This is a genomic window from Melissospora conviva, from assembly GCF_049523535.1.
Classification (GTDB): domain Bacteria; phylum Actinomycetota; class Actinomycetes; order Mycobacteriales; family Micromonosporaceae; genus Melissospora; species Melissospora conviva.
The window spans coordinates 88039-114219 of sequence record NZ_JBLLDT010000009.1 but is presented as its reverse complement, the minus strand read 5'-3'; the positions used below and the strand labels follow the sequence as shown (position 1 = coordinate 114219).

At 72.9% G+C, this 26181-nt stretch carries 24 protein-coding genes; 16 read left to right on the top strand and 8 right to left on the bottom strand.

Features of this window, described 5'->3' with window-relative positions:
* The first annotated feature begins 17 nt into the window (after window positions 1-17).
* Window positions 18-356 (top strand): DUF3817 domain-containing protein, encoded by a 339-nt coding sequence (locus tag ACK8GG_RS19145; RefSeq protein ID WP_440352031.1) that lies wholly within the window; start codon window positions 18-20, stop codon window positions 354-356.
* Window positions 357-399: 43 nt separating this feature from the next.
* Here the strand turns inward: ACK8GG_RS19145 and ACK8GG_RS19140 are convergent, their stop codons facing one another.
* Window positions 400-972 carry a hypothetical protein gene (locus ACK8GG_RS19140; RefSeq protein ID WP_440356912.1) on the bottom strand — a complete coding sequence of 191 codons (573 nt, stop codon included), beginning with the start codon at window positions 970-972 and terminating at the stop codon, window positions 400-402.
* Window positions 973-1126: 154 nt separating this feature from the next.
* Between ACK8GG_RS19140 and ACK8GG_RS19135 the strand changes: the two genes are divergently transcribed.
* The 3 genes from ACK8GG_RS19135 to ACK8GG_RS19125 all read left to right on the top strand — a co-directional run bounded on the left by ACK8GG_RS19135 (window position 1127) and on the right by ACK8GG_RS19125 (window position 5156).
* Window positions 1127-2239, top strand: coding sequence for a baeRF2 domain-containing protein (locus ACK8GG_RS19135; protein WP_440356911.1), 1113 nt, complete (start codon window positions 1127-1129; stop codon window positions 2237-2239).
* Window positions 2232-3959 carry a thiamine pyrophosphate-dependent enzyme gene (locus ACK8GG_RS19130; RefSeq protein WP_440356910.1) on the top strand — a complete coding sequence of 576 codons (1728 nt, stop codon included), beginning with the start codon at window positions 2232-2234 and terminating at the stop codon, window positions 3957-3959. The genes ACK8GG_RS19135 and ACK8GG_RS19130 overlap by 8 nt, the downstream gene beginning before the upstream one ends.
* A gap of 144 nt (window positions 3960-4103) precedes the next feature.
* A complete protein-coding gene (locus ACK8GG_RS19125) occupies window positions 4104-5156 on the top strand; it encodes an iron-containing redox enzyme family protein (RefSeq protein WP_440352035.1) in 1053 nt (350 codons plus the stop codon).
* Window positions 5157-5263: 107 nt separating this feature from the next.
* On the opposite strand, the gene ACK8GG_RS19120 is transcribed toward ACK8GG_RS19125, so the two are convergent.
* Window positions 5264-5491 (bottom strand): CDGSH iron-sulfur domain-containing protein, encoded by a 228-nt coding sequence (locus ACK8GG_RS19120; RefSeq protein ID WP_440352036.1) that lies wholly within the window; start codon window positions 5489-5491, stop codon window positions 5264-5266.
* Window positions 5492-5720: 229 nt separating this feature from the next.
* On the opposite strand from ACK8GG_RS19120, the gene ACK8GG_RS19115 reads away from it, so the two are divergent.
* Together ACK8GG_RS19115 and ACK8GG_RS19110 are read left to right on the top strand one after the other, a co-directional pair.
* Window positions 5721-7130, top strand: coding sequence for a hypothetical protein (locus ACK8GG_RS19115; RefSeq protein ID WP_440356931.1), 1410 nt, complete (start codon window positions 5721-5723; stop codon window positions 7128-7130).
* Window positions 7131-7350: 220 nt separating this feature from the next.
* Complete coding sequence (locus tag ACK8GG_RS19110) at window positions 7351-8496, top strand: SigB/SigF/SigG family RNA polymerase sigma factor (protein ID WP_440352037.1); 1146 nt, start codon at window positions 7351-7353, stop codon at window positions 8494-8496.
* 65 nt (window positions 8497-8561) lie between these two features.
* On the opposite strand, the gene ctaD is transcribed toward ACK8GG_RS19110, so the two are convergent.
* The 3 genes from ctaD to ACK8GG_RS19095 all read right to left on the bottom strand — a co-directional run bounded on the left by ctaD (window position 8562) and on the right by ACK8GG_RS19095 (window position 12943).
* Window positions 8562-10628 carry an aa3-type cytochrome oxidase subunit I gene (gene ctaD / locus ACK8GG_RS19105; protein WP_440353189.1) on the bottom strand — a complete coding sequence of 689 codons (2067 nt, stop codon included), beginning with the start codon at window positions 10626-10628 and terminating at the stop codon, window positions 8562-8564.
* Between the two features lie 122 nt (window positions 10629-10750).
* Window positions 10751-11959 carry a glycosyltransferase gene (locus ACK8GG_RS19100; RefSeq protein ID WP_440356909.1) on the bottom strand — a complete coding sequence of 403 codons (1209 nt, stop codon included), beginning with the start codon at window positions 11957-11959 and terminating at the stop codon, window positions 10751-10753.
* 45 nt (window positions 11960-12004) lie between these two features.
* Entirely contained in the window at window positions 12005-12943 is a 939-nt protein-coding gene (locus ACK8GG_RS19095; RefSeq protein WP_440353362.1) for a glucosyl-3-phosphoglycerate synthase, read from the bottom strand.
* A 292-nt stretch (window positions 12944-13235) separates the two neighbouring features.
* Between ACK8GG_RS19095 and ACK8GG_RS19090 the strand changes: the two genes are divergently transcribed.
* From ACK8GG_RS19090 to ACK8GG_RS19070, 5 genes are all read left to right on the top strand, one after another.
* The gene (locus ACK8GG_RS19090) at window positions 13236-14219 is read left to right on the top strand and encodes a Gfo/Idh/MocA family protein (protein WP_440353187.1); all 984 of its coding nucleotides are present in this window, start codon (window positions 13236-13238) and stop codon (window positions 14217-14219) included.
* Entirely contained in the window at window positions 14212-15312 is a 1101-nt protein-coding gene (locus ACK8GG_RS19085; RefSeq protein WP_440352041.1) for a zinc-dependent alcohol dehydrogenase, read from the top strand. Before ACK8GG_RS19090 ends, ACK8GG_RS19085 begins: the two co-directional genes overlap by 8 nt.
* Window positions 15313-15391: 79 nt before the next feature.
* Complete coding sequence (gene secA2, locus ACK8GG_RS19080; RefSeq protein ID WP_440352042.1) at window positions 15392-17689, top strand: accessory Sec system translocase SecA2; 2298 nt, start codon at window positions 15392-15394, stop codon at window positions 17687-17689.
* A 199-nt stretch (window positions 17690-17888) separates the two neighbouring features.
* Complete coding sequence (locus ACK8GG_RS19075; protein ID WP_440352043.1) at window positions 17889-18653, top strand: GAF domain-containing protein; 765 nt, start codon at window positions 17889-17891, stop codon at window positions 18651-18653.
* Window positions 18654-18734: 81 nt separating this feature from the next.
* A complete protein-coding gene (locus ACK8GG_RS19070; protein ID WP_440352044.1) occupies window positions 18735-19223 on the top strand; it encodes a DUF2231 domain-containing protein in 489 nt (162 codons plus the stop codon).
* A gap of 16 nt (window positions 19224-19239) precedes the next feature.
* Here the strand turns inward: ACK8GG_RS19070 and ACK8GG_RS19065 are convergent, their stop codons facing one another.
* On the bottom strand, window positions 19240-19641 hold the full coding sequence (locus ACK8GG_RS19065) for an ankyrin repeat domain-containing protein (protein ID WP_440352045.1): 402 nt from the start codon (window positions 19639-19641) through the stop codon (window positions 19240-19242).
* Between the two features lie 69 nt (window positions 19642-19710).
* Between ACK8GG_RS19065 and ACK8GG_RS19060 the strand changes: the two genes are divergently transcribed.
* Window positions 19711-20127 (top strand): cupin domain-containing protein, encoded by a 417-nt coding sequence (locus ACK8GG_RS19060; protein ID WP_440356908.1) that lies wholly within the window; start codon window positions 19711-19713, stop codon window positions 20125-20127.
* 76 nt (window positions 20128-20203) lie between these two features.
* Here the strand turns inward: ACK8GG_RS19060 and ACK8GG_RS19055 are convergent, their stop codons facing one another.
* Together ACK8GG_RS19055 and ACK8GG_RS19050 are read right to left on the bottom strand one after the other, a co-directional pair.
* Window positions 20204-21586 carry a uracil-xanthine permease family protein gene (locus tag ACK8GG_RS19055; protein WP_440353184.1) on the bottom strand — a complete coding sequence of 461 codons (1383 nt, stop codon included), beginning with the start codon at window positions 21584-21586 and terminating at the stop codon, window positions 20204-20206.
* Window positions 21587-21704: 118 nt separating this feature from the next.
* A complete protein-coding gene (locus tag ACK8GG_RS19050) occupies window positions 21705-22670 on the bottom strand; it encodes a serine/threonine-protein kinase (RefSeq protein ID WP_440356907.1) in 966 nt (321 codons plus the stop codon).
* A gap of 518 nt (window positions 22671-23188) precedes the next feature.
* On the opposite strand from ACK8GG_RS19050, the gene ACK8GG_RS19045 reads away from it, so the two are divergent.
* From ACK8GG_RS19045 to ACK8GG_RS19030, 4 genes are all read left to right on the top strand, one after another.
* Complete coding sequence (locus tag ACK8GG_RS19045; RefSeq protein WP_440352049.1) at window positions 23189-23770, top strand: winged helix-turn-helix domain-containing protein; 582 nt, start codon at window positions 23189-23191, stop codon at window positions 23768-23770.
* Window positions 23771-23797: 27 nt separating this feature from the next.
* Window positions 23798-24442 (top strand): nucleoside/nucleotide kinase family protein, encoded by a 645-nt coding sequence (locus tag ACK8GG_RS19040; RefSeq protein WP_440352050.1) that lies wholly within the window; start codon window positions 23798-23800, stop codon window positions 24440-24442.
* 126 nt (window positions 24443-24568) lie between these two features.
* Complete coding sequence (locus tag ACK8GG_RS19035) at window positions 24569-24970, top strand: TraR/DksA family transcriptional regulator (protein ID WP_440352051.1); 402 nt, start codon at window positions 24569-24571, stop codon at window positions 24968-24970.
* Between the two features lie 60 nt (window positions 24971-25030).
* A complete protein-coding gene (locus ACK8GG_RS19030) occupies window positions 25031-25900 on the top strand; it encodes a DUF72 domain-containing protein (protein ID WP_440352052.1) in 870 nt (289 codons plus the stop codon).
* The last annotated feature ends 281 nt before the right edge of the window (window positions 25901-26181 follow it).

The window sequence follows — 26181 nt, the reverse complement described above, 5'->3', positions numbered from 1 at the left end:
GCGAGAATGGGGAGATCGTGCGCGAGAAGGTGACCAGGCTCTTCGTGACCGTGGCGATCGCCGAGGCGTTCTCCTGGCTCGGCCTGCTGATTGCGATGGGCGTCAAGTACGGCCCGCTCGGCAATGAGCTCGGCGTGAAGATCTTCGGCCCGCTGCACGGCTTCCTCTTCGTCGCCTACGGCGTGCTCGTCCTGCTGACCGCGTGGCAGCGCCGCTGGAGCGTCCTCGCCACCGGGCTCGCCCTGGTCTGTGCGGTGCCCCCGCTGGCGACCCTGGCCTTCGAACGCTGGGCCCGCAAACGCGGGATGCTCACCGACGCCGCGCCCGCCACGCCGGAGCCCGCGCCGGTCGGCTGACCCGCCGCACCGCCCGCCGGCTGACCGCCGCACCCGCCAGTGGTCACCGGAAGAGGTTGAAGCCGCCCAGCGCGGCCAGGAGTACGACGCCGAGGGCAGCCTGCAGCAGCAGCGGCGGACCGAGGTGCGACCAGAGCGTCGGCACCCGCGGATGCAGCAGCTGCGCCGTGGTGATGTTCACGATGCGCACGATCTTCGGGGGCAGCCGCGGATCCTTCTGGGCCCGTACCGAGAACTGGATGTCGTCACCGGGGTGCAGCGCGCTCTGCGGCAGATGGCCGTGCAGTTCGACCTCCCGCACCGTCCCGTCGGCCAGCCGGACCCGTACCGGGGTGACCAGGAACTCCGGCCCGTCGCGCAGTTGCTTGAAGCTGCGCCGGCCACCGGAGCCGCCAGTGCCCGAGCGCAGCAGCGCCACCACGAACAGCCAGGCCAGCCGCACCACCAGCGCCGGGGTCAGCACCGCCAGCAGGACCGGCTGCCTGATTCCCAGCGGCCGGGGATAGCTCTCCAGCAACCGGACCACCCGGCCGTCGAACGACGCCGATGTGCCGCGGTGGGGCCGCCCCAGCCCGCGCCCGCCGTACTCCGAAGGTGCCGGCCCGCCCGCTTCCATGCCGGGATGCTATCGACTGTCCGGTCCGCCGGGCACCCTCCGCGCAGGCTCGCCGCGAGTCGTGTGGCGGGCGGCATCCGTGGCGGCAGGACCCGGGAGGTGACAAGCGGGGCCGGACGGGTAAGCCGCGTGCCGACCTGGAAGGGGGTCGCGCATGGAACTGTCGTTCCTACGCCCGGTCTACGCCCGTCCTGGACCCTGGTCCTCGGTGTACCTCGACGCGTCCCGCAACTGCGAGGGCGCGCAGACCGCACTGGAGCTGCGCTGGCGCGGGCTGGCCGAAGAGCTCGTCTCCTACGGCGCGGACCTGTCGACCGTCGCCGCGCTCGGCGACGTGGTCCTGGGACATGAACCGCTGCCCGGAAACTACGGCTTCGCGGCCTTCGCCGCAGACGGCCAGGTGGGGCTGGCGCAGTACCTGGCCGCTCCACCGGTCAAGGACCTCGCCGCGTACGCGCCACTGCCGCACACGATGCCGCTGATCGCGCAGCGGGGCGAGCAGATTCCGTGGGTGCGGGTGCTGGCGGACCGCACCGGCGCGGACGTCTGCGCGGTCAGCGCCGGCGGCGTGCAACGCCGGACCACTGTCGCCGGCGGTGAGACGTTCCCGCTACGCCGGGTGGAGCCCGGAGGCTGGTCGCAGTCGCACTACCAGCGCGCCGCGGTGGAGGCCTGGCACCACAACGCCGGTGACGTCGCCAAGGCCACCGTGCACGCCGCCGAGGCCGTCGACGCCGAGGTGGTGGTGCTCGCCGGTGACGTCCGCGCCACCGGGGTGCTGGCGGCGCAGCTGCCGGAGCGCTGGCAGGCGCGGATGGTGCGCACCGACGCCGGGGCCCGGGACATCGGGGCTGACCCGTCGACGCTGGACGACATCACCGTGCAGCTCGTGGCCGAGGTCGCCGACGAACACATCGGGCGCACGCTGGACCGGTTCGGCATGCAGGAGGAGGTGGGCGAAGGGCTGGACGCCGTCGTGGAGGCGCTGCGCCGCGCCCAGGTCGACACGATGCTGCTCGTCGACGATCCCTCCGCCGTGGGTGAGCTCTGGATCGGGCCGGCACCGACCGACATCGCCCTGAACCGCGACGCGCTCGACGGCGAGGCGCAGCGGGTCCGCGCCGATGCGGCGCTGGTGCGGGCGCTGGTGGGCACCGACGCGGAGATCAACGTGCTCGGTCCCGAGGAGGGGCCGGCGCTGACCGACGGTCTCGGGGCGGTGCTGCGCTACACCGACGCGGCAACCCCCGGGACGGGCCGTGACTGACGGCGGCACGGTTGCCGGCCTGGTCGTCGAACGGCTGACCGCCTGGCATGTGCCCCGGGTCTTCGGCCGCGGTGGGGCGGCGGTCGCGCCGTTGGTGGAGGCGCTGCGCGCCACCGGCGGCGAACCCGCCTTCGTGCCGGTGCACCAGGCCGAAGCGGCCGGGTTCATGGCCGTGGGGCACGCGCGCTGCACCGGCGGAGTCGGCGTCTGCCTCGCGGCCCAGGGGCCCGACGCGGTGCACCTGCTCAACGGGCTCTACGACGCCAAGCTCGACGGGCGCGCGGTGGTGGCGCTCATCGGAGCGGACGGCGACGGTGCCGCGTGCGGCGCGCGGCAGGAGATGGAGCCGACCCGGCTCTTCGGTGACGCCTGCGGCCAGTTCGTCCGGGTGGCGCAGCACCCCGATGAGGTCGACGCGCTGCTGGACCGGGCCTTTCGCACCGCGGTCGCCACCAGCAGCCCGGTCTGCCTGGTGCTGCCCCGGGCGGTCCTGACGCAGCCCGCGCCGCCGGCGCAGCCCGCCGCCGGGGTGCTGAACCCTCCGCAGGGCCGGCCACCGGCCCGGGTGCTGCCGCACGAGAGCGACCTGAACGCCGCCGCCGGGCTGCTCGCCGCCGGCTCGCGTACGGCGGTGCTGGTCGGGCAGGGCGCCCACGGCGCCGAGGCGGAGCTGCTGGCGATCGTCGACCGGCTCGACGCCGGCGTCGCCGCCTCGTTGCTGGGCAAACCGGTGCTCGACGAGCGGCTGCCGTTCCACACCGGGGTGCTCGGCGCGGTGGGCAGTACCGCCGCCGTCGAGCTGATGGCCGGCTGCGACACGCTGCTGCTGGTCGGCACCGGGGACCCGTGGAGCGACTACTACCCCGTTCCGGGGCAGGCGCGGGTGGTGCAGATCGACATCGACGGGCGGCGCGTCGGCGACCGGTACCCCGTCGACGTGCCGCTGGTGGGTGACGCCCGGGAGACACTGCGGGCGTTGCTGTCCCGGCTCGGTGCGGTCCCGGCGCGCGACTGGCGCGCCGAGGTGGAGGCGTCGGTCGACCGGTGGCGCGCCGAGATCGCGGCACGGGCCGACGCGCCGGCCGATCCGGTCAACCCGCAGCTGGTGGTCCGGGAACTGGGTCCGCGCCTGCCGCGGGTGGCGACCCTCACCGTCGACGCCGGCTCGGTGACCTACTGGTACGCCCGGCACCTGCTCCTGCCGTCCGGGGTCACCGCGCACCTCAGTGGCGGCCTCGGGGCCGTGGGCTGTGCCGTGCCGTACGCGATCGCGGCGAAGCTCGCCGCCCCGCACCGTCCGGTGCTGGCGCTGGCCGGTGACGCGGCGATGCAGCTGAGCGGCCTGGCCGAGCTGATCACCGTGGCGCAGCGGTGGCCACAGTGGCCTGACCCGCGGCTGGTCGTGCTGGTGCTCAACTACCGCGACCGGGCCGGTACCGGCGTGGTCGACCCGCTGAGCGCGCCGGCCGACCGGATGCCCGACGTGCCGTACGCCGGCTGGGCCCGGCTGCTGGGGTTGCACGGCATCCGGGTGGACCGGCCGGAGCTGGTCGGCTCCGCCTGGGACGAGGCGCTGGCCGCCGACCGCCCGACCCTGATCGAGGCGGTGGTGGATGCGCGGGTGCCGCACGACGTCCCGGAGCCGCCATTGGCGGATCTGCGCGACGTGATGGCCGACGGGCGGGCGTCCCGGCTGATCCAGGAGCGGATGCTCGGCTGACCGCCGCGGGGCCTCATCTCGTGCGCCCTGCGGGTGCCGGCAGCGGCGAACACCGTTGTGGCTGCGGCGGTGACCGCGGCGCGCGGGTGTTTCGCCTGCCTGGTGCGGGGGCACTTTCCGGCGCAGTGATCGTCAGGAGGTGTCATGTCGGACGTTGCCGCCACCGGCCCCGGGCTCTACGGTCCGGCCGTACTGCCGCGACCGCGAGGGCCGGTCTCCGCGGCCCTGATCCAGGCGCTGCGGCGCCCTCCGCACGACCTGCCGTCCCCGCCGGCTGACGTCTTCGCCGCCGTGGACCCGATCCGGGACGAGGATCTGCAGCTGACGCTCTTCCTCTGCTACGAGCTGCACTACCGGGGCTGGCAGGGGGTCGACGAAGGATGGGAGTGGCAGCCGTCGCTGACGGCTCTGCGGGCCCGGGCCGAGGCGCCGTTCGAGCAGGCGCTGCGCCGGCTGGCCGGGCCGTTGCCGGTCGTCACCCCGGAGGTGGTGCCGCGGGCGCTGGCCGAGGTGGTCGCCGCCGACGACGGTCCGCCGCTGGCCGCGACGCTGCAGCGCCGGGCGAGCCTGGAGCAGTTCCGTGAGTTCGTGGCGCACCGTTCGATCTACCACCTGAAGGAGGCGGACCCGCACAGCTGGGGCATCCCGCGCCTCGGCGGCCCGGCCAAGGCGGCACTGATCGAGATCCAGGTCGACGAGTACGGCGGCGGCCGGCTGGAGCGGATGCACGCCGAACTGTTCCGCACCACCATGTCCCGGCTGGGCCTGGCGACCGGTTACGGCGCCTACCTGGACGCCGTGGGCGCGGTCACCCTCGCCACCACCAACATGATCTCGCTTTTCGGGCTGCACCGGCGCCTGCGCGGCGCGCTGCTGGGTCACCTCGCCGCCTTCGAGATGACCTCGTCGCTGCCGAACCGGCGCTACGGCAACGGTCTGCGCCGGCTCGGGCTGGACGAGGTGGCCATCGCCTTCTACGACGAGCACGTCGAGGCCGATGCGGTGCATGAGCAGATCGCCGTCCATGATCTCTGCGGATCGCTGGCCCGCGCCGAGCCCGCCCTGATTCCGGACATCCTCTTCGGCGCCGCCGCCTGCCTGGCGGTCGACGGGATCTTCGCCGCGCACCTGCTGCGCGCCTGGGAAGCCGGGCACAGCTCCTTGCGGCCGGCCGTCGCCACAGCACGCGCTGCCTGAGGGTCCGTGCCGGGGTGGCCCTCGCCGGGACCGGGGCCCGTGCGGGGAGGAGGCGCGAAGAACCGCGCACCTGAACAAGCCGCTGGGCGTTGCCGCCGCGCGGTCTCTCAGCGCTCGGGCCGGTCCTCCGTGCGGAAACCGGTCAGCTTGTGGGTGCCGTCGCAGAACGGTTTGATCGCGGACTTGCCGCACCGGCACAGTGCGACGGTGCCACGTCGCCGGTCGATGTGCCGCCCGTCGGCGGTGCGCAGCTCGAAGTCGCCCCGGACCAGCAGCGGACCGTCGGGGTGGGCGGTGATGGTGGCGGCGGGTGCTTGCGTGGGTTCCTCGCGCATGCCCAGCAGACTGCCCCGCCGCGGAGCCGGGAAAACCCGTCGCACGGCGCGCCGGGAGTGAGGCGGCGTCACAGCGGCCTTGTCACCATGGCGGGCAGAACAGTGGTGATGTCGGCACCACGGCGACGATGCCGCCGACGGGTCCCAGCGGGTACGCCGCGGCGCTGACCACGCGTTTAGACCGGTTCGGGACGGGAAGCCGGGCCGCGTGGTGAGCGATCGCGGCAAGATGCGGGAGGGACGGGCGGGGCGTACGGCACACGCGTCCGTTCCCGCCGATGACCGCGTCGTGACCGGCGGCAGCCTGGCGCGGGTGCTGGTCGCCGCGACCGCCCGTGCCCTGCGCGGCGTGGACTGCCGTGACCTCGGCTCGACCTGGACGTTGTCGCGCCTGCCGGGTGCCCCCGAGGCGGTCCGCCGGGCGGCGCTGGCCCGGGCCGCCGGCCGGCTGGCGCTGCCCGAGCACCAGTTCGGCGCCGTCGACGCCGACCGGGTCGCACGGTGGATCGTGGAGCAGTATCCGCAGCGCACCTACCCGGGGGTGGTGCTCGGTTCGCCACACGGCGCCGCGGCGCACCTGGCGGTGGCGCTCGGCATGCCCTGGTTGCCGGCGGGTTTCGAGACAGCGGTGCACTGGGGTCAGGGCGGTGTCGATCGCCCCGGGGCGGCCTACGCCCACGGTGTCCCGCTGGTGGCGCGGCTGCGAGCGCGCAACCCGGACCTTCACGTCCGGCAGGTGCACTGCCCGGCGACCCGCGGTTCGCTGGCCGGCAGCACCCTGGCTTTCGCCGTGCGCTGGCAGCGGCTGCCGCGGGCGTACCGGGACTTCCTGGCGGCGTGGCTCGAACCCGGCGCGCCGGTGCTGTTGCTGCGGGACAGCCGCACCTGGCCGGTCTTCGGTGAGACCCGGGGGCACAGCCTGCAGGTCGGTTCGGCGGCCAGCGGCCTTGCGCCGGCGGACTTCTCGGCTTCCAGCCGGACACTGCGGCAGGTGCTGCGCTCGGCCGGTGCGGACGGCAGCCGGTGGGACGCGCCCCGGCCCGGTCCGCCGGTGGAGGCCGAGCATGCCGTCGACGACGGGTTCGCCGACGAGCTGCAGGGCTGGGCGGCCCGGCGCAGCCATCCGCTGCACCGGGTGCTCTTTCCCTGCGCCGAGGCGCTGAGCGCGGTGACGGCGGACCTCTACCGGCATTGGCTGCGCGGCGCCGGCAAGACCGGTGACCGGCTGGTGGTGGAGTGCGGCCGGCTGCTCGACCCGTGGCAGGTGCTCCGTGCCGGACTTGTCCCGTACTGGTGCGAGAACGCCACCCGCCGGGCGGTCACCGGCGCGGAGTGGTGGCTGGCCGGAAGTGCGCCGTTCAGCTCGGTCGACGTGCTGCCGGAGCCGCCGGGGATGCAGTCCCCGGCGTTGGCGGGGCTGGCGCAGTGGCTCGCCGTGGCCTCGTTCGGCCGGCGTCGGCGCTCGCTCGACCGGGGCGCCGCGCGCGGCTATCCGGTGACCGCGGTGTCGACCCGGCGGGTCAGCGAGGTGCTGCGCGGCCAGCCGTACGACACTCCGCCGCCGCCTCGGCTGCGGGCCGCCCAGGCCCTGGACGTGCTGCGTGACGGGGGTGCCCACCAGGGTCTGCTGGTCTGCTGAGCCGTCTGGCCGAAACATCCTCGCGACCCTCCGCTCCCGTGATTGAGTACCACCAGAGCGGGAACGTCGCGGATGGTGACTGGCCAATTGCGCACAGTAGCGCCACTGCTGTCCTTGTCGCTCGACAGCACTCCGGTCACCTGACCGCATCCGGCCCGGCGCGCATTCGCGCGCCCGTGGCCGGCTCCATCTCCGGCGGAACCTTCCGAGGGAGGCGCGGATGTTCGGACAGACCACCACGAGCACCACGAGCACCACCAGACCGGCGCCGAGTGAACGGGGCCTGGAGGATCTCGACGCGGCGGCACTCGCCTACGCCGCGAGGATCGAAGGCCTGCCGCCCGCCCGTCGCCAGGAAGCGCGTGACGACCTCGTGCGGTTCGCCCTGCCCTTCGCCGGCCGTCTGGCCCGGCGGTACCGCGGGCGGGGTGAGCCGCTGGAGGACCTGGAGCAGGTGGCGCGCCTCGGCCTGGTCAACGCCGTCGACCGCTACGACCCGGAGCGGGGCTCCTTCACCGCGTACGCGGCGATCACCATCGTCGGCGAGATCAAACGCCACTTCCGGGACCGCACCTGGGGCGTGCACGTGCCACGCCGGCTGCGGGACCTGATCCTCGAGGTGGGGCAGGCGACGGCGACGTTGACCAGTGAACTCTCCCGCGCGCCCACGGTCGCCGAACTCGCCGAGCGGCTGGAGACACCCGAGGAGGAGATCCTCGCGGCGCTCGAGTCGGCGGCGGGCTACAGCCCCGCGTCGCTCAACGCGCCGGTCGGTGGGGAGAGCTCGGCCGAGTTCGGCGACCTGGTGGGGGAGTCCGACAACGACCTCGAGTCCGTCGACGACCGGGTCACCGTCACCGGTCTGCTCGGGCTGCTGCCCTGGCGCGAGCGGCGGATCCTGGCGATGCGCTTCTACGGCAACCAGACCCAGGCCGAGATCGCCGCCCGCTTCGGCATCTCGCAGATGCACGTCTCCCGGCTGCTGTCGCGCGCACTGACCTGGCTGCGGCAGGCGATGCTCGCCGACAGCCCGGCCCAGTGGCAGAACGGGGCCGCCGACGCCGAGCCCGGCCGGGCGCGCGTCGCGCTGCGGCACAACGGCGACCGGGTGGTGGTCGAGGTCGGTGGGGAGGTCGACCGCGAGGGAGCCGACCAGCTCCGGCGGGCCATGATGGAGGCTGTCGTCGGCCGCCCGGCCGAGGTGGTGGTCGACCTGACCGAGGTCGGCGGCGTCGATTCCGGTGGTATCGCCGCGCTGCTGGCAGGCCGGGAGGTCGCCGAACGCAACGGGGTGCCGCTGCGGCTGTCCCGTCCGAAGCCGGCGGTGCGCCGCTCGCTGACCGCCGCCGGACTCGCCGAGGACTGACCGAGGCGGCCGCGCAACGACGCGGGCGGCACGACCGGACGGGACCCGGTCGTGCCGCCCGCGTTTCAGCGTTGCTCGTCCTCGTCGTTCGCCGATCCTTCGCTGCCCTGGTCCTGGGGCCGGTGGTGGCGTCCGCCGTGCTCCGGAGGGTTGCTCCAGTGGGCGTCCTCGCCGCTGCGGGGTTCGTCGCGCTGGGCACCCAGCGGGTCGCGCTGCTGCGGGTCGTAGGCGTTGTCGAAGCTGGGCCGCCGCGCATCGTCGGGGTCTGGTATCTGCACCGACCGGGCCCCGCTGGAGGGGTCGCTGTGGAAGTCCGTCGCCTCCTCGACCGAATCGGTGCCGTCGGCGAAGGGCGCCCCGGGGCCCGAGTGCGGCCGGTGGAGTTCCTCGCCGAAGGTCTGCGGTGGCTTGACCTCACGTTGGGGAACGTCCCGGCCGAGATCGGCCACCAGGGGGCCGTACTTGGCGTCGAAGGCCGGCCGCTCGGAGCGGATCCGCGGCATCCGGTCGAAGTTGCGCAGCGGCGGCGGGCAGGTCGTCGCCCATTCCAGCGAGTTGCCGAAGCCCCACGGGTCGTCGACGGTGACGCGCGGGCCGAAGCGCCACGACTTCCAGACGTTGTACATGAAGAAGAGCGTCGAGGCGCCGAGCACGAACGACCCGACGGTGGAGATGGTGTTGAGGGTGGTGAAGCCGTCGGTGGGCAGGTAGTCGGCGTACCGGCGGGGCATCCCCTGGGTGCCGAGCCAGTGCTGCACCAGGAACGTGGTGTGGAAACCGACGAACATGGTCCAGAAATGGACCTTCCCCAGCCGTTCGTCGAGCAGCCGCCCGGTCATCTTCGGGAACCAGAAGTACGTGCCGGCGAACGCCGCGAAGACGATCGTGCCGAAGAGGACGTAGTGGAAGTGCGCCACCACGAAGTACGTGTCGGTGACGTGGAAGTCCAGCGGCGGGCTCGCCAGCAGCACTCCCGAGAGGCCGCCGAGCAGGAAGGTCACCAGGAAGCCGATCGCGAAGAGCATCGGCGTCTCGAAGCTGATCTGGCCCTTCCACATCGTGCCGATCCAGTTGAAGAACTTCACCCCCGTCGGTACGGCGATCAGGAAGCTCAGGAAGGCGAAGAAGGGCAGCAGCACCTGCCCGGTGGCGAACATGTGGTGCGCCCAGACCGACATGGACAGGATCGTGATGGCGATGGTGGCGGCGACGAGTCCCTTGTAGCCGAAGATCGGTTTGCGGGAGAAGACCGGGATGATCTCGGTGATCATGCCGAAGAACGGCAGGGCGATGATGTACACCTCGGGATGGCCGAAGAACCAGAACAGGTGCTGCCAGAGGATCGGCCCGCTGGTCGCCGGATCGTAGACGTGGGCGTTGAGGATCCGGTCGGCGACCAGTGCCAGCAGGGCGGCCGCCAGCAGCGGGAAGACCAGGATCACCAGCACGCTGGTGAGCAGCAGGTTCCAGGTGAAGATCGACATCCGGAACATGGTCTGGCCGGGGGCCCGCTGGGTGAGGATCGTGGTGATCAGGTTGACCGCGCCGAGAATGGTGCCGAGACCGGAGAGAACCAGGCCGATGGCCCAGAGGTTGCCGCCGACGCCCTGGCTGTGTTCGGCGCTGCTCAGCGGGGTGTAGGCGGTCCAGCCGAAGTCGGCCGCGCCGGTGGGCGTCACCAACCCGAGCATGGTGATCGTGCCGCCGAAGAGATAGAGCCAGTACGCGAAGGCGTTCAACCGGGGGAAGGCGACGTCGGCCGCGCCGATCTGCAGCGGAACCAGGTAGTTGCCGAAGCCGAAGACCACCGGCGTCGCGAAGAAGAGCAGCATGATCGTGCCGTGCATGGTGAAGAGCTGGTTGTACTGCTCGGGAGAGAGGAACTGCAGCTCCGGCCGGGCCAGTTCGGCGCGGATCAGCAGGGCCATCACCCCGCCGATGAGGAAGAAGATGAACGCGCTGCCGAGGTAGAGCAGCCCGATCTGCTTGTGGTCGGTGGTGCGCATCAGCCGCAGCAGCACACTGCCGGGGGTGATCGCCCGGACCGGCCCGGGGTAGCCGCCGTACTCGCCCGGGGCCAGCATCACCGGCCCGTGTTCGCGCCCGTGATCCGCCACTGTCTGCTTCGCCATGCTCGCATTCACCCCGTTGGACTCACTGACAAAAGAGACGGCTCCGGCTACCCGGACAGTCTAGGTCCAAACAAGGGCAGTACGGGAAAAACGGGTGATAGGCACCGCGTGTCCCAAGCGGGCTATCCGGCGCTGTCGCTGCCCAGTGACGCGGCGAGCCGATCGACCCGCTGTCGGCCGGGCCGAACGAGCGGTATCCCGGCCAGCCCGCGTACCCGGTGATAGAGCTCCAGGTAGCGGGCCGCCATCACCGCCGGGGTGAAGCGCGCCGCCGCGACCTCACGGCAGCGCCCCGGCTCCAGCAGCCCGGCGGCGAGCACCAGCTCGCCCAGCTCCTCCTCGGCGCTGGTCAGCAGCCCGGTCTGCCCGTGCGTGACCAGCTCCGGCAGGCAGCCGCGGGCGGTGGCGACCACCGGGGTGCCCAGCGCGAGCGACTCCACCACCGCGGTGCCGCCCGGCTCCTCCCAGCGCAGCGGAAAGAGCGCCGCCTTCGCGGTGGCGAGCAGTTCGTCGCGGGCCCGGCCGCCGACCGTGCCGACCCAGCGCACCCGGTCGCCGTCGACGTGCGGGGCCACCTGCTCGTGCCAGTAGCGCACGTCCGGGTTCTGCCGGGCGCCGTCGTCGGCCGCTGCCAGGTCCTGCGGCCGGTGGAACGGCCCGACCGGCCCGGCGAGAATCAGTGGGAAGCCGAAGCGGTGGGCGAGCCGGGCACCGAGATCCTGCCCCTTGCCGGGGGTGATCCGCCCGAGGATCACCACGTGCTCGCCCTTGGCCGGGGTCCGGCGCCGGTTCGCGCCGACCGCCAGTGGGGTGGCCAGGTGCACGTGGCCGACGCTGTGGGCGCGCAGCGCCTCCGGTGCGCGGGCCAGCTGCGCGGCCGAGACCCCGTTGACGCGTACCCGGTCACCGCCGTCGAAGGCGCCGTAGAGGGCCGGGTGCTTGGCCAGGTCCCAGTGCAGGGTGTGCAGCGCCGGCGGCGCGTCGGCGCCCATCGCGGCCAGGGTGCCGAGTCCGACCGCCTCGACGTGGTCGTGGATCAGATCCACCTCGGGGCGTTCCCGCACCGCCCGCACCACCATGTTGAGGTGCGCCTGGGCCACTCCGCAGACCTGGTTGTACGGCCGCTGCAGTGCGGCGAACTGGCCGGTGCCGAAGGTGTGGACCCGCTCCTCGGCGGGCAGCGTGCTGCTGCCAACCGAGGCGAGGACGACCCGGACGCCGAGCCGGCGCAGCTCCGGCACCAGCGTCGCCACGACGTTCTCGATGCCGCCGTAACCGGACGGCGGCACCTCCAGCCACGGGCCGGCGTTCATCAGGACGGTCAGACTCATCGCTGCTTCCCTTTCCTGGACGTCGGTCCCGCCCGTGGCGGTCGGTCAGACCTGCATCGACGGCGACTGCCGGGGCATCCGGTCGCGTACCTGGATCAACGGCGGTCGCTCCGCCACGGTCACGTCGGTTGTCAGGATCTGCCGGTCCAGCGCGGGGCGGGCGTCGCCGCCGCCGCGCCGGAACTGGGTCAGCGTCGTCGCCGGGGGCTGTGGCGCGGTGACGTGACCGCGGCGGTAGAGCCGCTCCCAGACCGTCAGCAGGATCTGCGCCGACATCCGTCCGAGCGCCTCGGTGCTCTGGTGCCGGTGCTTGCGCTCGCCGAGATCGACCTGGGCCAGCGCGTCGAGGCCGACGAGCTCCAGCAGGTCCACCAGCAGCGCCGTCTCCACGCCGTAGCCGGAGACGAAGGGCACCCGCTCCAGCACCTCGCGCCGCCCGGCGTACTCGCCGGCGAGCGGCTGCACGAAGCCGGCCAGTTCGGGCCAGAAGAAGTTCAGCAGCGGGCGGGCCGTCAGCTCGGTCACCCGGCCGCCGCCGTCCGGCTCGACGTGACCGGCGCGCACCAGCGGGCGGTGGTAGAAGCCCTTGACGAAGGCGATCGACTCGTCCGCCAGCAGCGGGCCCACCAGTCCGGTGACGAAGTGCGGGCGGAACTCCTGCAGATCGGCGTCGATGAAGGCGACGACGTCGCCGCTCGCGGCGGCCAGCCCCGCCCAGAGCGCGTCGCCCTTGCCCTCCAGGCGCGGCAGCCCGCGGGTCATCTCGTCCTGGGAGACCACCCGCGCGCCGGCCTCGCGGGCCACCTGGGCGGTGGCGTCGACAGAGCGCGAGTCCACCACGATCACTTCGTCGACCAGTGGCGCGTTCTCCATCAGATATTCGCGGATCGTCGCCACGATCGGGCCCACGGTGTTCTGCTCGTCACGGGCGGGCAACACCACACTCACCCGTTGTCCGCCTTTGGCGGCGAGCGCGTTCGGCACCGACCAGCGGTCGGCGGTGCTGGTCCGGTAGGCGGCCCACGCCTCGGCGACGGGCAGGTCGATCGTCTTCGAGTGCTGCACGCACACCCCCAGGTCTGATCAGGTCCGCAGCGCGTCGCCGCGCTGTCGTGGATCGAACGGTAACCGAATTCGGCCACCGGCACGCGGTGGGATGGTGGAGGTTACGAATCTGTTGATCCTTTCATATTCTGGATTTACGGTTGCCGATGGAGTATGACGGGACAGTGAGGAACAGAAATATCTTTCGTAGTCTTTTCCCGGAGGTTTCCGAATGCGAACATGCCGGATCGCGATGGTGGGCGCGGGCGGGGTCGCTCAGCGCCACCTCCGGGTGCTGAGCGGCTTCCCCGACGTCGCCCTCGCCGGGGTGACCGACGTGGCCCACGACGCCGGGCGCGATGTCGCCGAACGGCACGGCACCCGCTTCTACACCGACGTCGCCGATCTGCTTGCCGCTGGGCCGGATGCCGTCTATGTCTGCGTGCCGCCCTTCGCCCACGGCCCGCTGGAGCGGTTGATCGTGGCAGCCGGGCTGCCGATGTTCGTGGAGAAGCCCATCGCCGTTGATCTTCCCACGGCACGGGAGATCGCCGCGGCGGTGGCACGACGGCCCCTCGTCACCGCAGTGGGCCACCACTGGCGCTACTCGCACCTCGTCGACCGCGCGGTCCGGCTGCTCCAGGGCCGTCCGGTCCGAGCCGTCACCGCCCGCTGGACCGACCGGGTGCCGCCGGTCGCCTGGTGGATCCGGCAGGACCGCTCCGGCGGGCCGATGGTGGAGCAGGCGGCCCACCTGCTGGACCTGGCCCGGCTGCTCGTGGGGGAGGTGACGGCCGTGGCAGCCTTCGGCGACGGCCGGCCACCGCCGATCGACGGCGCGGACATCGACACCGCCACCGCCGCGGTGCTGCGTTTCGCCGGCGGCGCGGTCGGGACCGTCACCTCCACCTGCGCCCTGGACTGGAAGCAGTACGCCGGGCTGGAGATCGTCGCCGACGGGCTGGTGCTGGAGCTGACCGAGCAGGAACTGGCCGTGCGCGATGCCGACGGGGTACGGCGCTGGTCGGCCGAGCCCGACGACGCCCGCGTCGCCGTCGACCGGGCCTTCGTCGACGCGGTGCGCGGCGTCGGCGACGACATCCGCGCCCCCTATGCCGAGGCGCTGCGCACCCAGGGACTGAGCTGCGCCATCGCCGAGTCCGCCCGGACCGGCCGGCCGGTGGCGCTGAGCCCGATGGCGCTCGGCGATGAGTGACCGGGTCATGGTGGTCACCGCCCCCGGCGAGGTGATCCTGCGCCAGGCCGCCTCCGCTGCGGCCGAACCGGGCACCTTCCGCGTCCGGACCCTGTTCAGCGGCGTCTCGGCCGGCACCGAACTCAGCTACGTGAAGGGCACCAATCCGTACCTGGCGCGCGGCTGGGACCCGGCGCTGGGACTGTTCCGGGGCCCGGCCGAGCTGCCCTACCCGGTCACCCGGCTCGGCTACATGCAGGTCGCAGAGGTGGTCGCCAGCGACACCCCGGCGGTGCCGGTCGGGGCCGTCGGCGCCATGACCTACGGCCACCGCACCGGCTACCGTGCCGATCCGCTCGTCGACCGGTTCGTGCCACTGCCCGACGAGGTGGACCCGCTGCTGGGCGTCTACGTCGCCCACATGGGCCCGATCTGCGCCAACGGCCTGCTGCACGCCGCCGCCGACCTCTACGGCCCGGACGTACGCGGCCTCGGCGACGGGGTGCGCGGCCGGCGCGTCGCGGTCACCGGGGCGGGTGTGGTGGCTCTGCTCACGGCGCTGTTCGCCCGCCGGCACGGGGCCGCCGCGGTGGTGGTGGTCGACCCGACGCCACAGCGCCGCCAGGTGGCAGAACGGCTCGGCCTGGACACCCTCGACCCGTCGGCCGTCGATGCCGCCGCGGTGCTCAAGACCCGCTGGTCGCACGGGGCCGGCGACCGCGGCGCCGACCTGGTCTTCCAGTGCCGGGGCCAGTCCGGTGCGCTGCACCTGGCGCTGCGACTGCTGCGTCCCCAGGGCACGGTGATCGACCTGGCGTTCTATCAGGGGGGCGCACCCGATCTGCACCTCGGCGAGGAGTTCCACCACAACGGGCTGACCGTGCGCTGCGCCCAGATCGGCCGGGTCCCTCGCGGGCTGGCCCCCACCTGGGACCGGGACCGGCTCAGCGCCGAGACCATCGACCTGCTGCGCCACGAAGGGCCGGCGGTACGCCGACACCTGGTCACCGCCACCGTCCCGTTCGAGGCCGGACCGCAGCTGCTGACCGATCTCGCCGCCGGCCGCCGGCACGAGATCCAGGCGGTGCTGACCTTCCCGGCGGGCGGCTCCTGACCGGCGTGCCCGCGCCCGGGGCGCGTCGGCGGCGGCCGGAGGCGCACGAGCGCGCCGATGTCGCGTACCGTTGCGCGTCATGGGTGTGTCGCAACGGTTGAGAAACAGATTCCGGCGGTTCCTACAGCGCCCCGGCACGACAGTCGATCTCGCGCCGCTGCGCAGGCTGCTGCCCGAGATCGAGGCGCGCGAGGAGACGCTGGGTGCCCTCGACGACGCCGCGTTGACCGAGGCGGCTGCAGTGGCCGACGGTTACGCCGAGATCTGCGCCGTCGGCCGGGAGGCGGCCCGCCGCGCCCTCGACCAGCGGCCGTACGACGTGCAGCTGCTCGGCGCGATGGCCCTGCTCTCCGGCAAGGTCGCCGAGATGGCCACCGGCGAGGGCAAGACGCTGACCGCGACGATCGCCGCGTACGGTCACGTCCGGCTCGGCAACGGACCGGTGCACGTGATCACCGTCAACGACTATCTGGCCGGCCGTGACGCGCGCTGGATGGAACCCGTCTATCGTCTCCTCGGCCTGACCGTGGGTTCGGTGACGGAGTCCTCCACCCCGCAGGAGCGCCGTGAGGCCTACGCCTGCGACGTTACCTATGTCTCGGTCAGCGAGGCCGGTTTCGACTACCTGCGCGACCAGCTCGTCACCGATGTCGCCGACCGGGTGCAGCGCCCGCTGGGGACCGCGATCGTCGACGAGGCCGACTCCATCCTGATCGACGAGGCCCGGGTGCCGATGGTGCTCGCCGGTGCCGTGGTCAGTGAGCAGGACCCCGTCCACACCGCCGCTGCCCTGGTCAAGGGGCTGCGGGCCGGCGCCCACTACACGGTGGCCGACGACGGCCGCAGCGCCGCCTTCACCAACGCCGGGCTCGCCGCCGTCGAGGCCGCGCTGGGCGGTATCGACCTCTACGCCGAGGAGAACGTCGGACAGCTCTCGGCGGTCAACGTGGCGCTGCACGCCCAGGCGCTGCTGCACCGCGATGTCGACTACATCGTCCGCGACGGCGCGGTGGAGCTGATCGACGAGATGCGTGGCCGGGTGGCCCAGCGCCGGCGCTGGCCCGACGGGCTGCAGGCCGCAGTGGAGGCCAAGGAAGGGCTGGAAGCCACCGCCGAGGGTGAGGTACTGGGCACCATCACCGTGCAGAGCTACGTCGCCCTCTACCCGACGGTCTGCGGAATGACCGCGACCGCGGTGCTCGTCGGCGACCAGCTGCGGGAGTTCTACTCCCTGGAGGTCGCCGAGGTCCCGTCGAACGCCACCTGCGTGCGCGAGGACGAGCCGGACCGCATCTACGCCACCCGGGCCGAGAAGGAGGAGGCCCTGGTCGACGAGGTGCGGCGCTGTCACGAACGCGGCCGTCCGGTGCTGATCGGCACCCTCGACGTCAAGGAGTCCGAGCAGCTCGCCGCGGCGCTGCAGGCGGCCGGGGTGCCCTGCGCGGTGCTCAACGCGAAGAACGACGCCGAGGAAGCGGAGATCATCGCCGAGGCCGGCGCGTACGGGGCGGTCACCGTCTCCACCCAGATGGCCGGCCGGGGCGTCGACATCCGCCTCGGCGGCAGCGACCAGGCCGACCGGGACAAGGTCGCCGAACTCGGCGGCCTCTACGTCATCGGCAGTGGCCGGCACGACAGCCGTCGCGTCGACGACCAGTTGCGGGGCCGGGCGGGGCGCCAGGGCGACCCGGGTGGCTCCGTCTTCTTTGTCAGCCTCGAGGACGAACTGGTCACCCGCCACGCCGCCGACGCCGTGCCCCCGTCGCCGCGGATGAACGCCGACGGCCTGGTCACCGACGATCAGGTCGAGTTCGCCGTCGAGCACGCCCAGCGGGTCGCCGAGGGCGTCAACCACGAGATCCACCGCAACACCTGGCGTTACAACATGGTCATCGAGCAGCAGCGCAAGGCGCTCGCGGAGCGCCGCGAGCGGCTGCTGACCTCCGAGGTGGCCGCGTTGATGCTGATGGACCGCTTCCCGGAGCGCACCGAGGAGATGGACGAGGACATCCTCTCCCGCGCCGCGCGCTCCATCGCGCTCTACCACCTGGACCGGCTCTGGGCCGAGCACCTGTCGCACCTGTCCGAGGTGCGCGAGGGCGTGCACCTGCGGGCGCTGGGCCGGCTCGACCCGCTCGACGAGTTCCACCGCAGCGCGGTGCCGGCGTTCAACGCGCTGATGCCCGCGATCGAGGAGCGGACGGTGGCAACCTTCGACGAGACGGAGTTCGGTGACGAGTGGGAGCCGGACAGCTCGCAGCTGGTGCGGCCGAGCGCGACCTGGACCTACCTGGTGCACGACAACCCGTTCGGCTCCGAGCTGGACCGGCTGATCGCTTCGGTGGGGCGCCGGCTGGGCGCAGGCGGTCGCGGCTAATGTGACCAATGCCCCTTCCTGAGGGTTCCGCTCTCGGGAAGGGGCTGTTCACGGCACGGTTTGCGGGGAAGGCGGATCGGGTAGGTGAAACGGCCCGTCGCCGCTCGGTGAGGGCAACGATGGCGGGGGAGCTCATGCAACGAGGATCGGCAGCCGCACGTGCCGTGCCCGGCACGGTGAAGGTGGAGACCACGGTCCAGTGAGACTCCAGATCCCGGCCGACGACGACGCGGAGCTGCTGTCGGCCGGCACCGACCCGCTGAGCGTGCTCGAAACCGCCGGCCTGCTACGGGAGCTCACCGCCCGGCTGATCGGCATCGGCGACTTCGACGAGGCACTGACCGAACTCGTGCGCATCGGCAGGGAAGCCGTCGCCGGTGTCGCGGGTGCCGGGTTCACCCTGCTGCGCGCCGGCTCGCCGGCCGGAGCGGCGGCCTCGGAGGAGCGCTTCGCCGAACTCGACGGCGTCGCGCACGGCGCCGACACTCCGGCGCTGACCGCGATCCGCCGCCGTGAACTGGTCGTCTCCGACGACCTGGCAACCGAGGAGCGCTGGCAGCCGTGGACTGCCCGGGCCCGCGAACTCGGCGTGCGGGCGGCGGTCTCGGCGCCACTTGACATCGATGAGCAGATGCTCGGCGCCATCAACCTCTACGTCGCGCAACCGCGCCGCATCACGGCCCGCTGGCAGTTGACGGCGATGCTGCTGGCCGAGCACGCGGGGCTGCTGCTCGCGGCGGTGCGGGACCGGGCCCGCCAGGCGGAGCTGGTCGGCGAACTGGACCAGCTGGTGGCCAACGGCGACGTGGTGGACCAGGCGATCGGCGTGATCATGACCCAGCGGGGCTGCCGTGCCGAGGAGGCCCTCCAGGTGCTGCGCAGCGCCTCGACCGCGCTCCACGTCCCGGTGCCCGAGGTGGCCCAACGGCTGATCTCCACCGTGGCGCGTCCGCGACAGAACTGAGGTCGCGTCCCTCCTGTCGCGTTTTGTCCCGCCGGTCCCCGGGTAGCAGGACCACGAGACGACGTGACTGGGAGGTGCGCCATGGAGAGCCGACTGCGTATTCAGGGGCACCCGATCCAGCCGATGCTCGTCATGTTGCCGTACGGGCTCTTCGCCTGCGCGACGATCTTCGACCTCGCTGCCGTCACGACCGGGCTGGGGCTGCTGGGCGAGGTCGGCTACTGGACGACGATCGCCGCGCTCTTCGCCGCGGCGCTGGCCGTGGTGGCCGGGATGGTCGATCTCTGGGACGTGCCGACCGGGCCGACCCGGCGGACCGCGATCGGCTTCCACCTGGCGTACCTGGCCATGGCGGGGCTCTTCGTGCTCACCTGCCTGATCCGCGCCGGTTCGCCGGATCGCGGCGCGACCGGCGGCATCCTCGCCGCGGAACTCCTCGCGCTCGCCGTCGGCGGTTACGGGGTCGCCCTCGGCGCCCGGCTCGGCCGCTCCTTCGATCACGCCCGCAGGGAGTTCGCCGCGCGGGACGCGTTCGACGGCCCGGCGCAGCCGCTGCGGCGCCCGGTCTGAGCCGATCCTGGCGCGCCTAGGGGGTGCCCGTCCGGTCCAGGAGGGCGAGCATCTCGGGCAGGTCGAAGAAGTGCGCCACCTCGCGCGCCGACGGGCCGCCGTGCGCCGGGTCGGCGCCGGCGTCCAGCAGCGCGGTCATCGCCTCGGTGCAGCGGCGGAAGGTTGCGGCCGCCAGTGCCGTCTGTCCCCGGTCGTTGGTGCGCGAGTGGTCCGCGCCGCGGGCCAGCAGCGCCCGCACCGTCTCCGGGTGCGAGTGGTAGGCGGCCAGGATCAGCAGCGTGTCGCCCTTGTCGTTGGTCATGTTCACCGGCAGCCCGGCGTCGACGTACTCGCTCAGCTCGGCGGTCCTGCCGCCGCGGGCCAGGTCGAACATCCGGTGCGCGAACGCGAGTGTCTCCTCGTCGAACTCGTCGGCCATGGCCTCAGCGTAGTAGCGCCCCGCGCCGGTCGCAGCGGTTGATACCGTCCCCCCGAGGTGAGAGGGATCATGGACGAGCGGGTGTACGTCGGCCGGGCCGGGCCGGACGCGGCGGGCAATGCCGGCTGGTTGCTGGGTCACTTCATGCCCCCGGGCGACGTGCGCCACAGCGCCGATGTCGAGATCAAGTGGGGTGTCCACCCGGTGGGGGACCGGCGCGCCGCCTGGGTGCGTGGCGAGCAGCGTGAGGCGCTGCTGGTCCTGATCAGCGGTGGCTTCCGGGTGGAGCTGCCCGACCGGACTGTGGTGCTGCGCGCCCCCGGTGACTACGTGGTCTGGGGTCGGGGTGTGGATCACTCCTGGTACGCCGAGCAGGAGTCGGTGGTGCTGACGGTGCGCTGGCCTTCGATACCCGGCTACCGGGTGCCGGTGACGACCGGCGCCGCGGCCCCGCCGAACCGCTGCGACGGCACCGGCGGCCGTTGATCCCTGCGGTGCCGCGACGCCTGTCGGGCTGACCCCGGTGGGGGTCAGCCCGACAGGCGCGGCCCGCGGAACCCGATCAGCCGGCGGTGCTGCCGGTGGTGGCGCTCTGCGGCTCCGGCGGGGCTCCGGCGGCCGGCGGATCCTGCTCACCGCGCAACCGGGTGATCGCCCGCATGCCGTGGTAGATCACGATCGCGGCGAAGCTGCCCAGCGCGATGCCGTGGAAGGAGATCTCGCCGGCGCTCACGCTGTAGTCGGCCGCGCCGACGATGAGCGCCACCGCCGCGGTCATCAGGTTGACCGGGTTCTGGAAGTCCACGCGGGCGTCGATCCAGATCCGGGCGCCGAGGACGGCGATGAGGCCGTACAGCACGGTGGTGGCGCCGCCGAGGACCCCGACCGGAACGGTCCCGATGAGCGCGCCGAACTTCGGGCTGAGGCCCAGCAGGATCGCCGACAGCCCCGCCACCAGATAGGCGGCGGTGGAGTAGACCCGGGTCGCGGCCATCACCCCGATGTTCTCGGCGTAGGTGGTGGTCGCCGATCCGCCGCCGGCGCCGGCCAGCATCGTCGCGACGCCGTCGCCCATGAAGGCCCGCCCCATCTCACGGTCGAGGTTGCGGCCGGTCATCGCCGCCACGGCCTTGACGTGCCCGGCGTTCTCGGCGATCAGGACGAAGACCACCGGGGCCATCAGCACGGCGGCGTGCCAGGTGAAGGTCGGGGCGTGGAAGTCCGGCAGGCCGATCCAGGCGGCGTTGCGCAGGTTGTCGAGGGCGTCGGCGGGCAGCCCGCCGGCCACGGCCGCGTAGGCCCAGCCGACGGCGACGCCGAGCAGGATCGACAGCCGGCCGAGGAAGCCGCGGAAGGCGACGGTGGTGATCAGGATCGCGGCGAGAGTGACCAGGGCGATCAGCGGCTGGGCCTTGACCCCGCCGTCACCGCCGCCGTCCCAGGCGGTCGGGGCGAGGTTCAGTCCGATCATGGCCACGATGGCGCCGGTGACGACGGGCGGCATCAGCGTGTCGATCCAGCGCGACCCGGCCCACTGCACGATCGCCCCGACCGCGGCGAAGAGCGCACCCGCGACGATGATGCCGCCCAGCGCCGGCCCGATGTCGCCGCCGGCCTTCGCGGCCAGCACCGGGGCGATGAAGGCGAAGGAGGAACCGAGGTACGACGGCACGCGTCCGCGGGTGATCAGCAGGAAGAGCAGTGTGCCGATGCCGGAGAAGAAGAGCGTGGTCGCCGGCGGAAAACCGGTGATCAGGGGAACGGTGAAGGTGGCGCCGAACATCGCCACCACGTGCTGGACTCCGATGCCCATGGTGCGGGGCCAGGAGAGGCGTTCGTCGGGGCGGACCACCTCGCCGCGGGCGATGGTCCGGCCGTCACCGTGCAGGGTCCAGGGACTCCAACGCCGGCGTACGGGGGTGCGAGGAGTTGTCTCTTGGGTCATTGGTCGGGCACCTTGCGACTTGTGGGGTTCTGTCGGCGATCATGGTGTCCGATGTGCAGGGCACCGACCAAGTCTTGCTCGTCTCGTGCGCGATGCCCAGTGGCCGGGACGTGACGCGTCAGACCGGTCCGCGTCCGCCGGGGTAGGGGTGGGCCATGGCGTCGGCGGGGGCAGCCTGGGTGGCAGCGTGGGCAGCCTCGTCGGTCCAGGGCGAGATCGGCAGGCGCCGCGGGCGCAGCAGTGGCGCCTCGGCGAGCGGGATGTAGACCCGGGCGTCGACGGCCTCGGCGAGCAGCAGCGCCGCCACCAGGCTGGTCGGACGCGACTGTGGCCGGGCGTCGAGGCAGCGCCGGTAGAGGTCGGCGATCTCGCCGGGGAGCCCGTCGGGAGCAGGCAGAGGCGCCGGCTCGACCTGCCGCGGCGGCCGCAGGTCCGCGATTTCGGTCCCCTTGGGCCAGGGCAGCCGCCCGGTGATGCACAGGTGCAGCAGCACGCCGACGGCGTAGATGTCGGCGGCCGGGGTGGCCGCGGCGCCGTCGAAGCGCTCCGGGGCGGTGTAGGCGGGGGTGCCGAAGAGGACCTCGTCCGGGTCGTCGTCGCGGTGCCCGGCGGGAGCGGCGATGCCGAAGTCGAGGACCTTGGCTCCGGCGGGAGTGAGGATGATATTGGCGGGTTTGATGTCGCGGTGCACGATGCCGCCGGCGTGGGCGGCTGCCAGCGCGGCGCAGACCTCGGCGCAGACCCGCACGGCGATGCGCCAGTCCAGCGGGCCTTCGCGCAGGTGCTGGGCGAGGGTGTCGCCGGTTACCAGCTCCATGACGATGTAGGGGACGCGGGAACCGACGCCGGTGGTGGTCCCGAAGTCGTGCACGGCGGCGACGTTCGGATGCACGAGCCGGGCCGCGGCCCGGGCCTCGTCGCGCACGCGGGTGACCCCCGTGTCGCCGGGTGAGCCGCTGCCGGGGGCGAGGAGTTTGACGGCGACCCGCCGGTCGAGCACCTGGTCGTGCGCCTGCCAGACCTCCGACATGCCGCCGAGGCCGATGCGATGTTCGAGTCGATAACGCCCGCCGAGCGTCCGCATGAGAGATCCTGTCCTTCGCACCGCCCTGGTCCGGCCCGTGATCGAGGTACCCGCGCCGCCTCCTGCGCAAACTGCTCATCGACGACGGTCGAATAGCCGACGCATTCCCTACCGATCCGGTATGGAAATGAGCTATGGTGGAGCCGCCCGACATCCTCCGCTTCGGACGGACCTCGCATGCACCCCGCCTCGCCGTACGCCGCTCGCGCCGCCGGATCCGGCCGCGCCCGCCGCCGCGTGCCGCCGTGGCCCTGGTATGGCTGTTGTCGCGGCGTCCGGCCCGGCTGTTGTCGCGGCGTCCGGCCCGGACTCGCGCGGGTCTGACCCAGTACCCGTAGTCGCGCACGGCTCTGGTCTAATCATCCAGACCGGACACTCAGAGCGATCGCCCGATCTCGGATTGTCGGCGAAACATCACAGTCGGACAACGGCCCCGGGTTCCATCCCGTGGTCGGCAGCGCCGAGCCGGACGGCGGGACCGCCACCGCCCGGTGACCATGGATCGACCAAGGAGGACCATGTCGGTCAGGCCCGCCCCGCGTACCGCATGGCACATCGCACCACCGGCGCCGCCCGGCAGGCTCCCGGTCGCCCGGCGCCGTCCGGACGGCCCGCCGGGCGCGGCGCTGGTGCTCACCCTGTCGATCCCGGCGATCGAGGAGGAACGGCTGACCGCGCCGGTGCGGCGGCTGCTCGACGCCGCCCGGGAGGTGCTGGCCAGCGGCGACCCCAGCGTGGTCGTCACCGCAGCGCCGGTCGAACCCAGGGCCTCCGCGCCGGCGCCGGCGCCGGCGCGACCCGGGCTGCACATCCTGGTCCAGTCGCGCTCGGTACTGCGCGACGGCGAACCGCTGTCGTTGACCCGGCTGGAGTTCGACCTGCTGCTGCACCTGGCCGAGAACCCGCGCCGGGTCTTCACCCGGCTGCAACTGCTCACCGCCGTCTGGGGCTACGAGCACGCCGGGGTGCGCACCGTCGACGTGCACGTGCGCCGGCTGCGCGGCAAGGTCGGCGGTGAGGCCTCCCTGGTCACCACCGTCTACGGCGTCGGCTACCGCCTCGCCGACGAGGCCCGGGTCACCATCGACCGCCGGGGCTGAACGCGCGGGCGTGGCAGGCTGGGGAGCATGCGGTTTCGCCCCGTCACCCCCGAGCGCCTCATCGCCGAGCTGGCCGACCGCATCGCCGTCACCGCGCCGCAGGGCCGGTTGCGGGTGGCGATCGACGGCGCGCCCGCCGCCGAACCCGAGCTGCTCGCCGGCGCCCTGGTCGACCCGCTGCGGGCCCGCGGCCGACCGGTACTGCACGTACGCACCGAGGACTTCCTGCGCCCGGCGTCGTTGCGCCTGGAACACGGGCGCCGAGACCCCGACAGCTACTACGACGGCTGGTTCGACCTGGCCGGCCTCCGTCGTGAGGTGCTCGACCCGGCCGGCCCGGCCGGCTGCGGGCGGGTGCTGCCCAGCCTGTGGGACAGCCGCGCCGACCGGGCCAGCCGTGCCGACTACGTCGACCTGCCGCCGGGCGGGGTGCTGCTCGTCAGCGGGGCCCTGCTCGCCGGCGCCGGGCTGCCCGTGGAGCTCACCGTCCACCTGCTGCTCACCCCGGGGGCGCTGGGCCGGCGTACCCCGGCGGACCAGCAGTGGACACTGCCGGCCTTCGCCCGGTACGCCGACGAGGTGGCGCCGCACAGGTTCGCCGACGTCGTCGTGCGCGCCGACGATCCCCGGCGGCCGGCGCTCGGCGAGCCCGCCGCCGATTCCCGGGGCTGACCCGAGCAGCCGGTTTGGCCTTGACGCGGGTGGGGTACTCGCCCGGCTCAACAGCGACCCCACCGGCGCACCTGCGACATCGCAGCCGGGGGGTCGCGCCGATGCGACGACGGAGAGGCGGGGCGAATGCTCGTCCAGGAAAAGGTCACCACGGTTCGTTCGCAGGTCGAGATCGACCGTATCCGGGTCTCGCTGCAGACCCGCTACGACGAACTGACCACCGAGTACGACCGGGCGCTGACCCAGAGTCAGGTGCTGCGGGTGGTGGAGATCGGTGACACCGCGGGGGACGACCAGGCCGACAGCGGCACCAAGACCGCCGAACGGGACACCGCCCAGTCCCTGCTGCGCACCATCCTGGAACGACGGGCCCAGTTCGAGCGCGCGCTGTCCCGCCTGGAGGAGGGCACCTACGGCTGGTGCGAGGGTTGTGCGGCCGGCATCCCGGTGGAGCGGCTGGAGATTTTCCCGGCGGCCACCACCTGCGTCTCCTGCAAGCAGACCCGCGAGCGGCGCGCGCTGGCCTGACGCCGGTGGTCGCTGCCGTGGGCCGGTGCCGGCCCGGTGACGAACCCGCGGGCGGCGCCCATGGGTGACATCCGGGTCGGCACCGCCTCGTGGACCGACCCCACCCTGCTGGAATCGGGCTGGTACCCGCCCGAGGCCGACGACCCGCAGAAGCGACTGGCCTACTACGCCGAACACTTCCCGCTGGTCGAGGTGGACGCCACCTACTACGCGCCGCCGGCGGAGAAGACCGCCCAGCTCTGGGCGCAGCGCACCCCGCCGGGTTTCCTCTTCACCGTCAAGGCGTTCAGCCTGCTGACCGGCCATCCGACCCGGACGAACGCGATCCACGCCGACCTGCGCCCGGCGACCGGCAAGCGCACCGTCTACCCGGGCGACCTGCCCGCGCAGGCGTACGAGGAGGTCTGGACGCGGTTCCTGTCTGCGCTGGACCCGCTGGTCGCCGCCGGCAAGCTCGGTGCCCTGCTGTTCCAGTTCCCGCCGTGGTTCGGCATCAAGCGGGCCAACAAGGAGTACCTGTGCGAGGTGCGGGACCGCTGCGCGCCGCTGCCGGTCACGATCGAGTTCCGCAACAGCTCCTGGCTCACCGACGACAACCGGGCCGAGACGCTGGACTTCCTGCGCGACAACCGCTTGCCGCTGGTCTGCGTGGACATGCCGCAGGGGCACCGCAGCTCGGTGCCGCCGGTGCTGGCGGTGACCGCCGAGCCGGCGACGGTGCGCTTCCACGGGCACAGCGCGAAGTGGGACAGCCGCGACATTCACGAGAAGTTCGGCTACCGGTACTCCGACCGGGAGCTGCGTCAGTGGGCACCGAAGCTGCGGGAACTCGCCGACTCGGCCGAGCACACCCACGTGCTGATGAACAACTGCTACCGCGACTACGCCCAGCGCAACGCCCAGACCCTGAGTGGCCTGCTGGGGTCGTGAACCATGTCGTTCGGTGAACCTTCGGTCACGCTGGGCGGTTTCCGACTACGGTGATTACTGAAGATCACGGCGGGGTACCACCAGCCGCGACGGCCCGTCGCGCGGACGGGACGAGGGAGTACGAGGGGGCAGTCATGAAGCTCAACGACGACGACATGCGTACCACCGCTGGCGCGGCCGCCGAGGGTCCGGCCGACGGCGGTGCGACGCCGGGTCAGCACGACGGTGGCGCGGATGGCAGCGCGGAGGGTCCGGCCGATGGCGGTGCGACGCCGGGTCAG

Coding starts and splice junctions, on each gene's coding strand:
- ACK8GG_RS19140 (WP_440356912.1), bottom strand. CDS start 972: ATGGAAGCGGGCGGGCCGGCACCTTCGGAGTACGGCGGGCGCGGGCTG.
- ACK8GG_RS19135 (WP_440356911.1), top strand. CDS start 1,127: ATGGAACTGTCGTTCCTACGCCCGGTCTACGCCCGTCCTGGACCCTGG.
- ACK8GG_RS19125 (WP_440352035.1), top strand. CDS start 4,104: ATGTCGGACGTTGCCGCCACCGGCCCCGGGCTCTACGGTCCGGCCGTA.
- ACK8GG_RS19120 (WP_440352036.1), bottom strand. CDS start 5,491: ATGCGCGAGGAACCCACGCAAGCACCCGCCGCCACCATCACCGCCCAC.
- ACK8GG_RS19115 (WP_440356931.1), top strand. CDS start 5,721: ATGCGGGAGGGACGGGCGGGGCGTACGGCACACGCGTCCGTTCCCGCC.
- ACK8GG_RS19110 (WP_440352037.1), top strand. CDS start 7,351: ATGTTCGGACAGACCACCACGAGCACCACGAGCACCACCAGACCGGCG.
- ctaD (WP_440353189.1), bottom strand. CDS start 10,628: ATGGCGAAGCAGACAGTGGCGGATCACGGGCGCGAACACGGGCCGGTG.
- ACK8GG_RS19100 (WP_440356909.1), bottom strand. CDS start 11,959: ATGAGTCTGACCGTCCTGATGAACGCCGGCCCGTGGCTGGAGGTGCCG.
- ACK8GG_RS19090 (WP_440353187.1), top strand. CDS start 13,236: ATGCGAACATGCCGGATCGCGATGGTGGGCGCGGGCGGGGTCGCTCAG.
- ACK8GG_RS19085 (WP_440352041.1), top strand. CDS start 14,212: ATGAGTGACCGGGTCATGGTGGTCACCGCCCCCGGCGAGGTGATCCTG.
- secA2 (WP_440352042.1), top strand. CDS start 15,392: ATGGGTGTGTCGCAACGGTTGAGAAACAGATTCCGGCGGTTCCTACAG.
- ACK8GG_RS19070 (WP_440352044.1), top strand. CDS start 18,735: ATGGAGAGCCGACTGCGTATTCAGGGGCACCCGATCCAGCCGATGCTC.
- ACK8GG_RS19065 (WP_440352045.1), bottom strand. CDS start 19,641: ATGGCCGACGAGTTCGACGAGGAGACACTCGCGTTCGCGCACCGGATG.
- ACK8GG_RS19060 (WP_440356908.1), top strand. CDS start 19,711: ATGGACGAGCGGGTGTACGTCGGCCGGGCCGGGCCGGACGCGGCGGGC.
- ACK8GG_RS19055 (WP_440353184.1), bottom strand. CDS start 21,586: ATGACCCAAGAGACAACTCCTCGCACCCCCGTACGCCGGCGTTGGAGT.
- ACK8GG_RS19050 (WP_440356907.1), bottom strand. CDS start 22,670: ATGCGGACGCTCGGCGGGCGTTATCGACTCGAACATCGCATCGGCCTC.
- ACK8GG_RS19045 (WP_440352049.1), top strand. CDS start 23,189: ATGTCGGTCAGGCCCGCCCCGCGTACCGCATGGCACATCGCACCACCG.
- ACK8GG_RS19040 (WP_440352050.1), top strand. CDS start 23,798: ATGCGGTTTCGCCCCGTCACCCCCGAGCGCCTCATCGCCGAGCTGGCC.
- ACK8GG_RS19035 (WP_440352051.1), top strand. CDS start 24,569: ATGCTCGTCCAGGAAAAGGTCACCACGGTTCGTTCGCAGGTCGAGATC.
- ACK8GG_RS19030 (WP_440352052.1), top strand. CDS start 25,031: ATGGGTGACATCCGGGTCGGCACCGCCTCGTGGACCGACCCCACCCTG.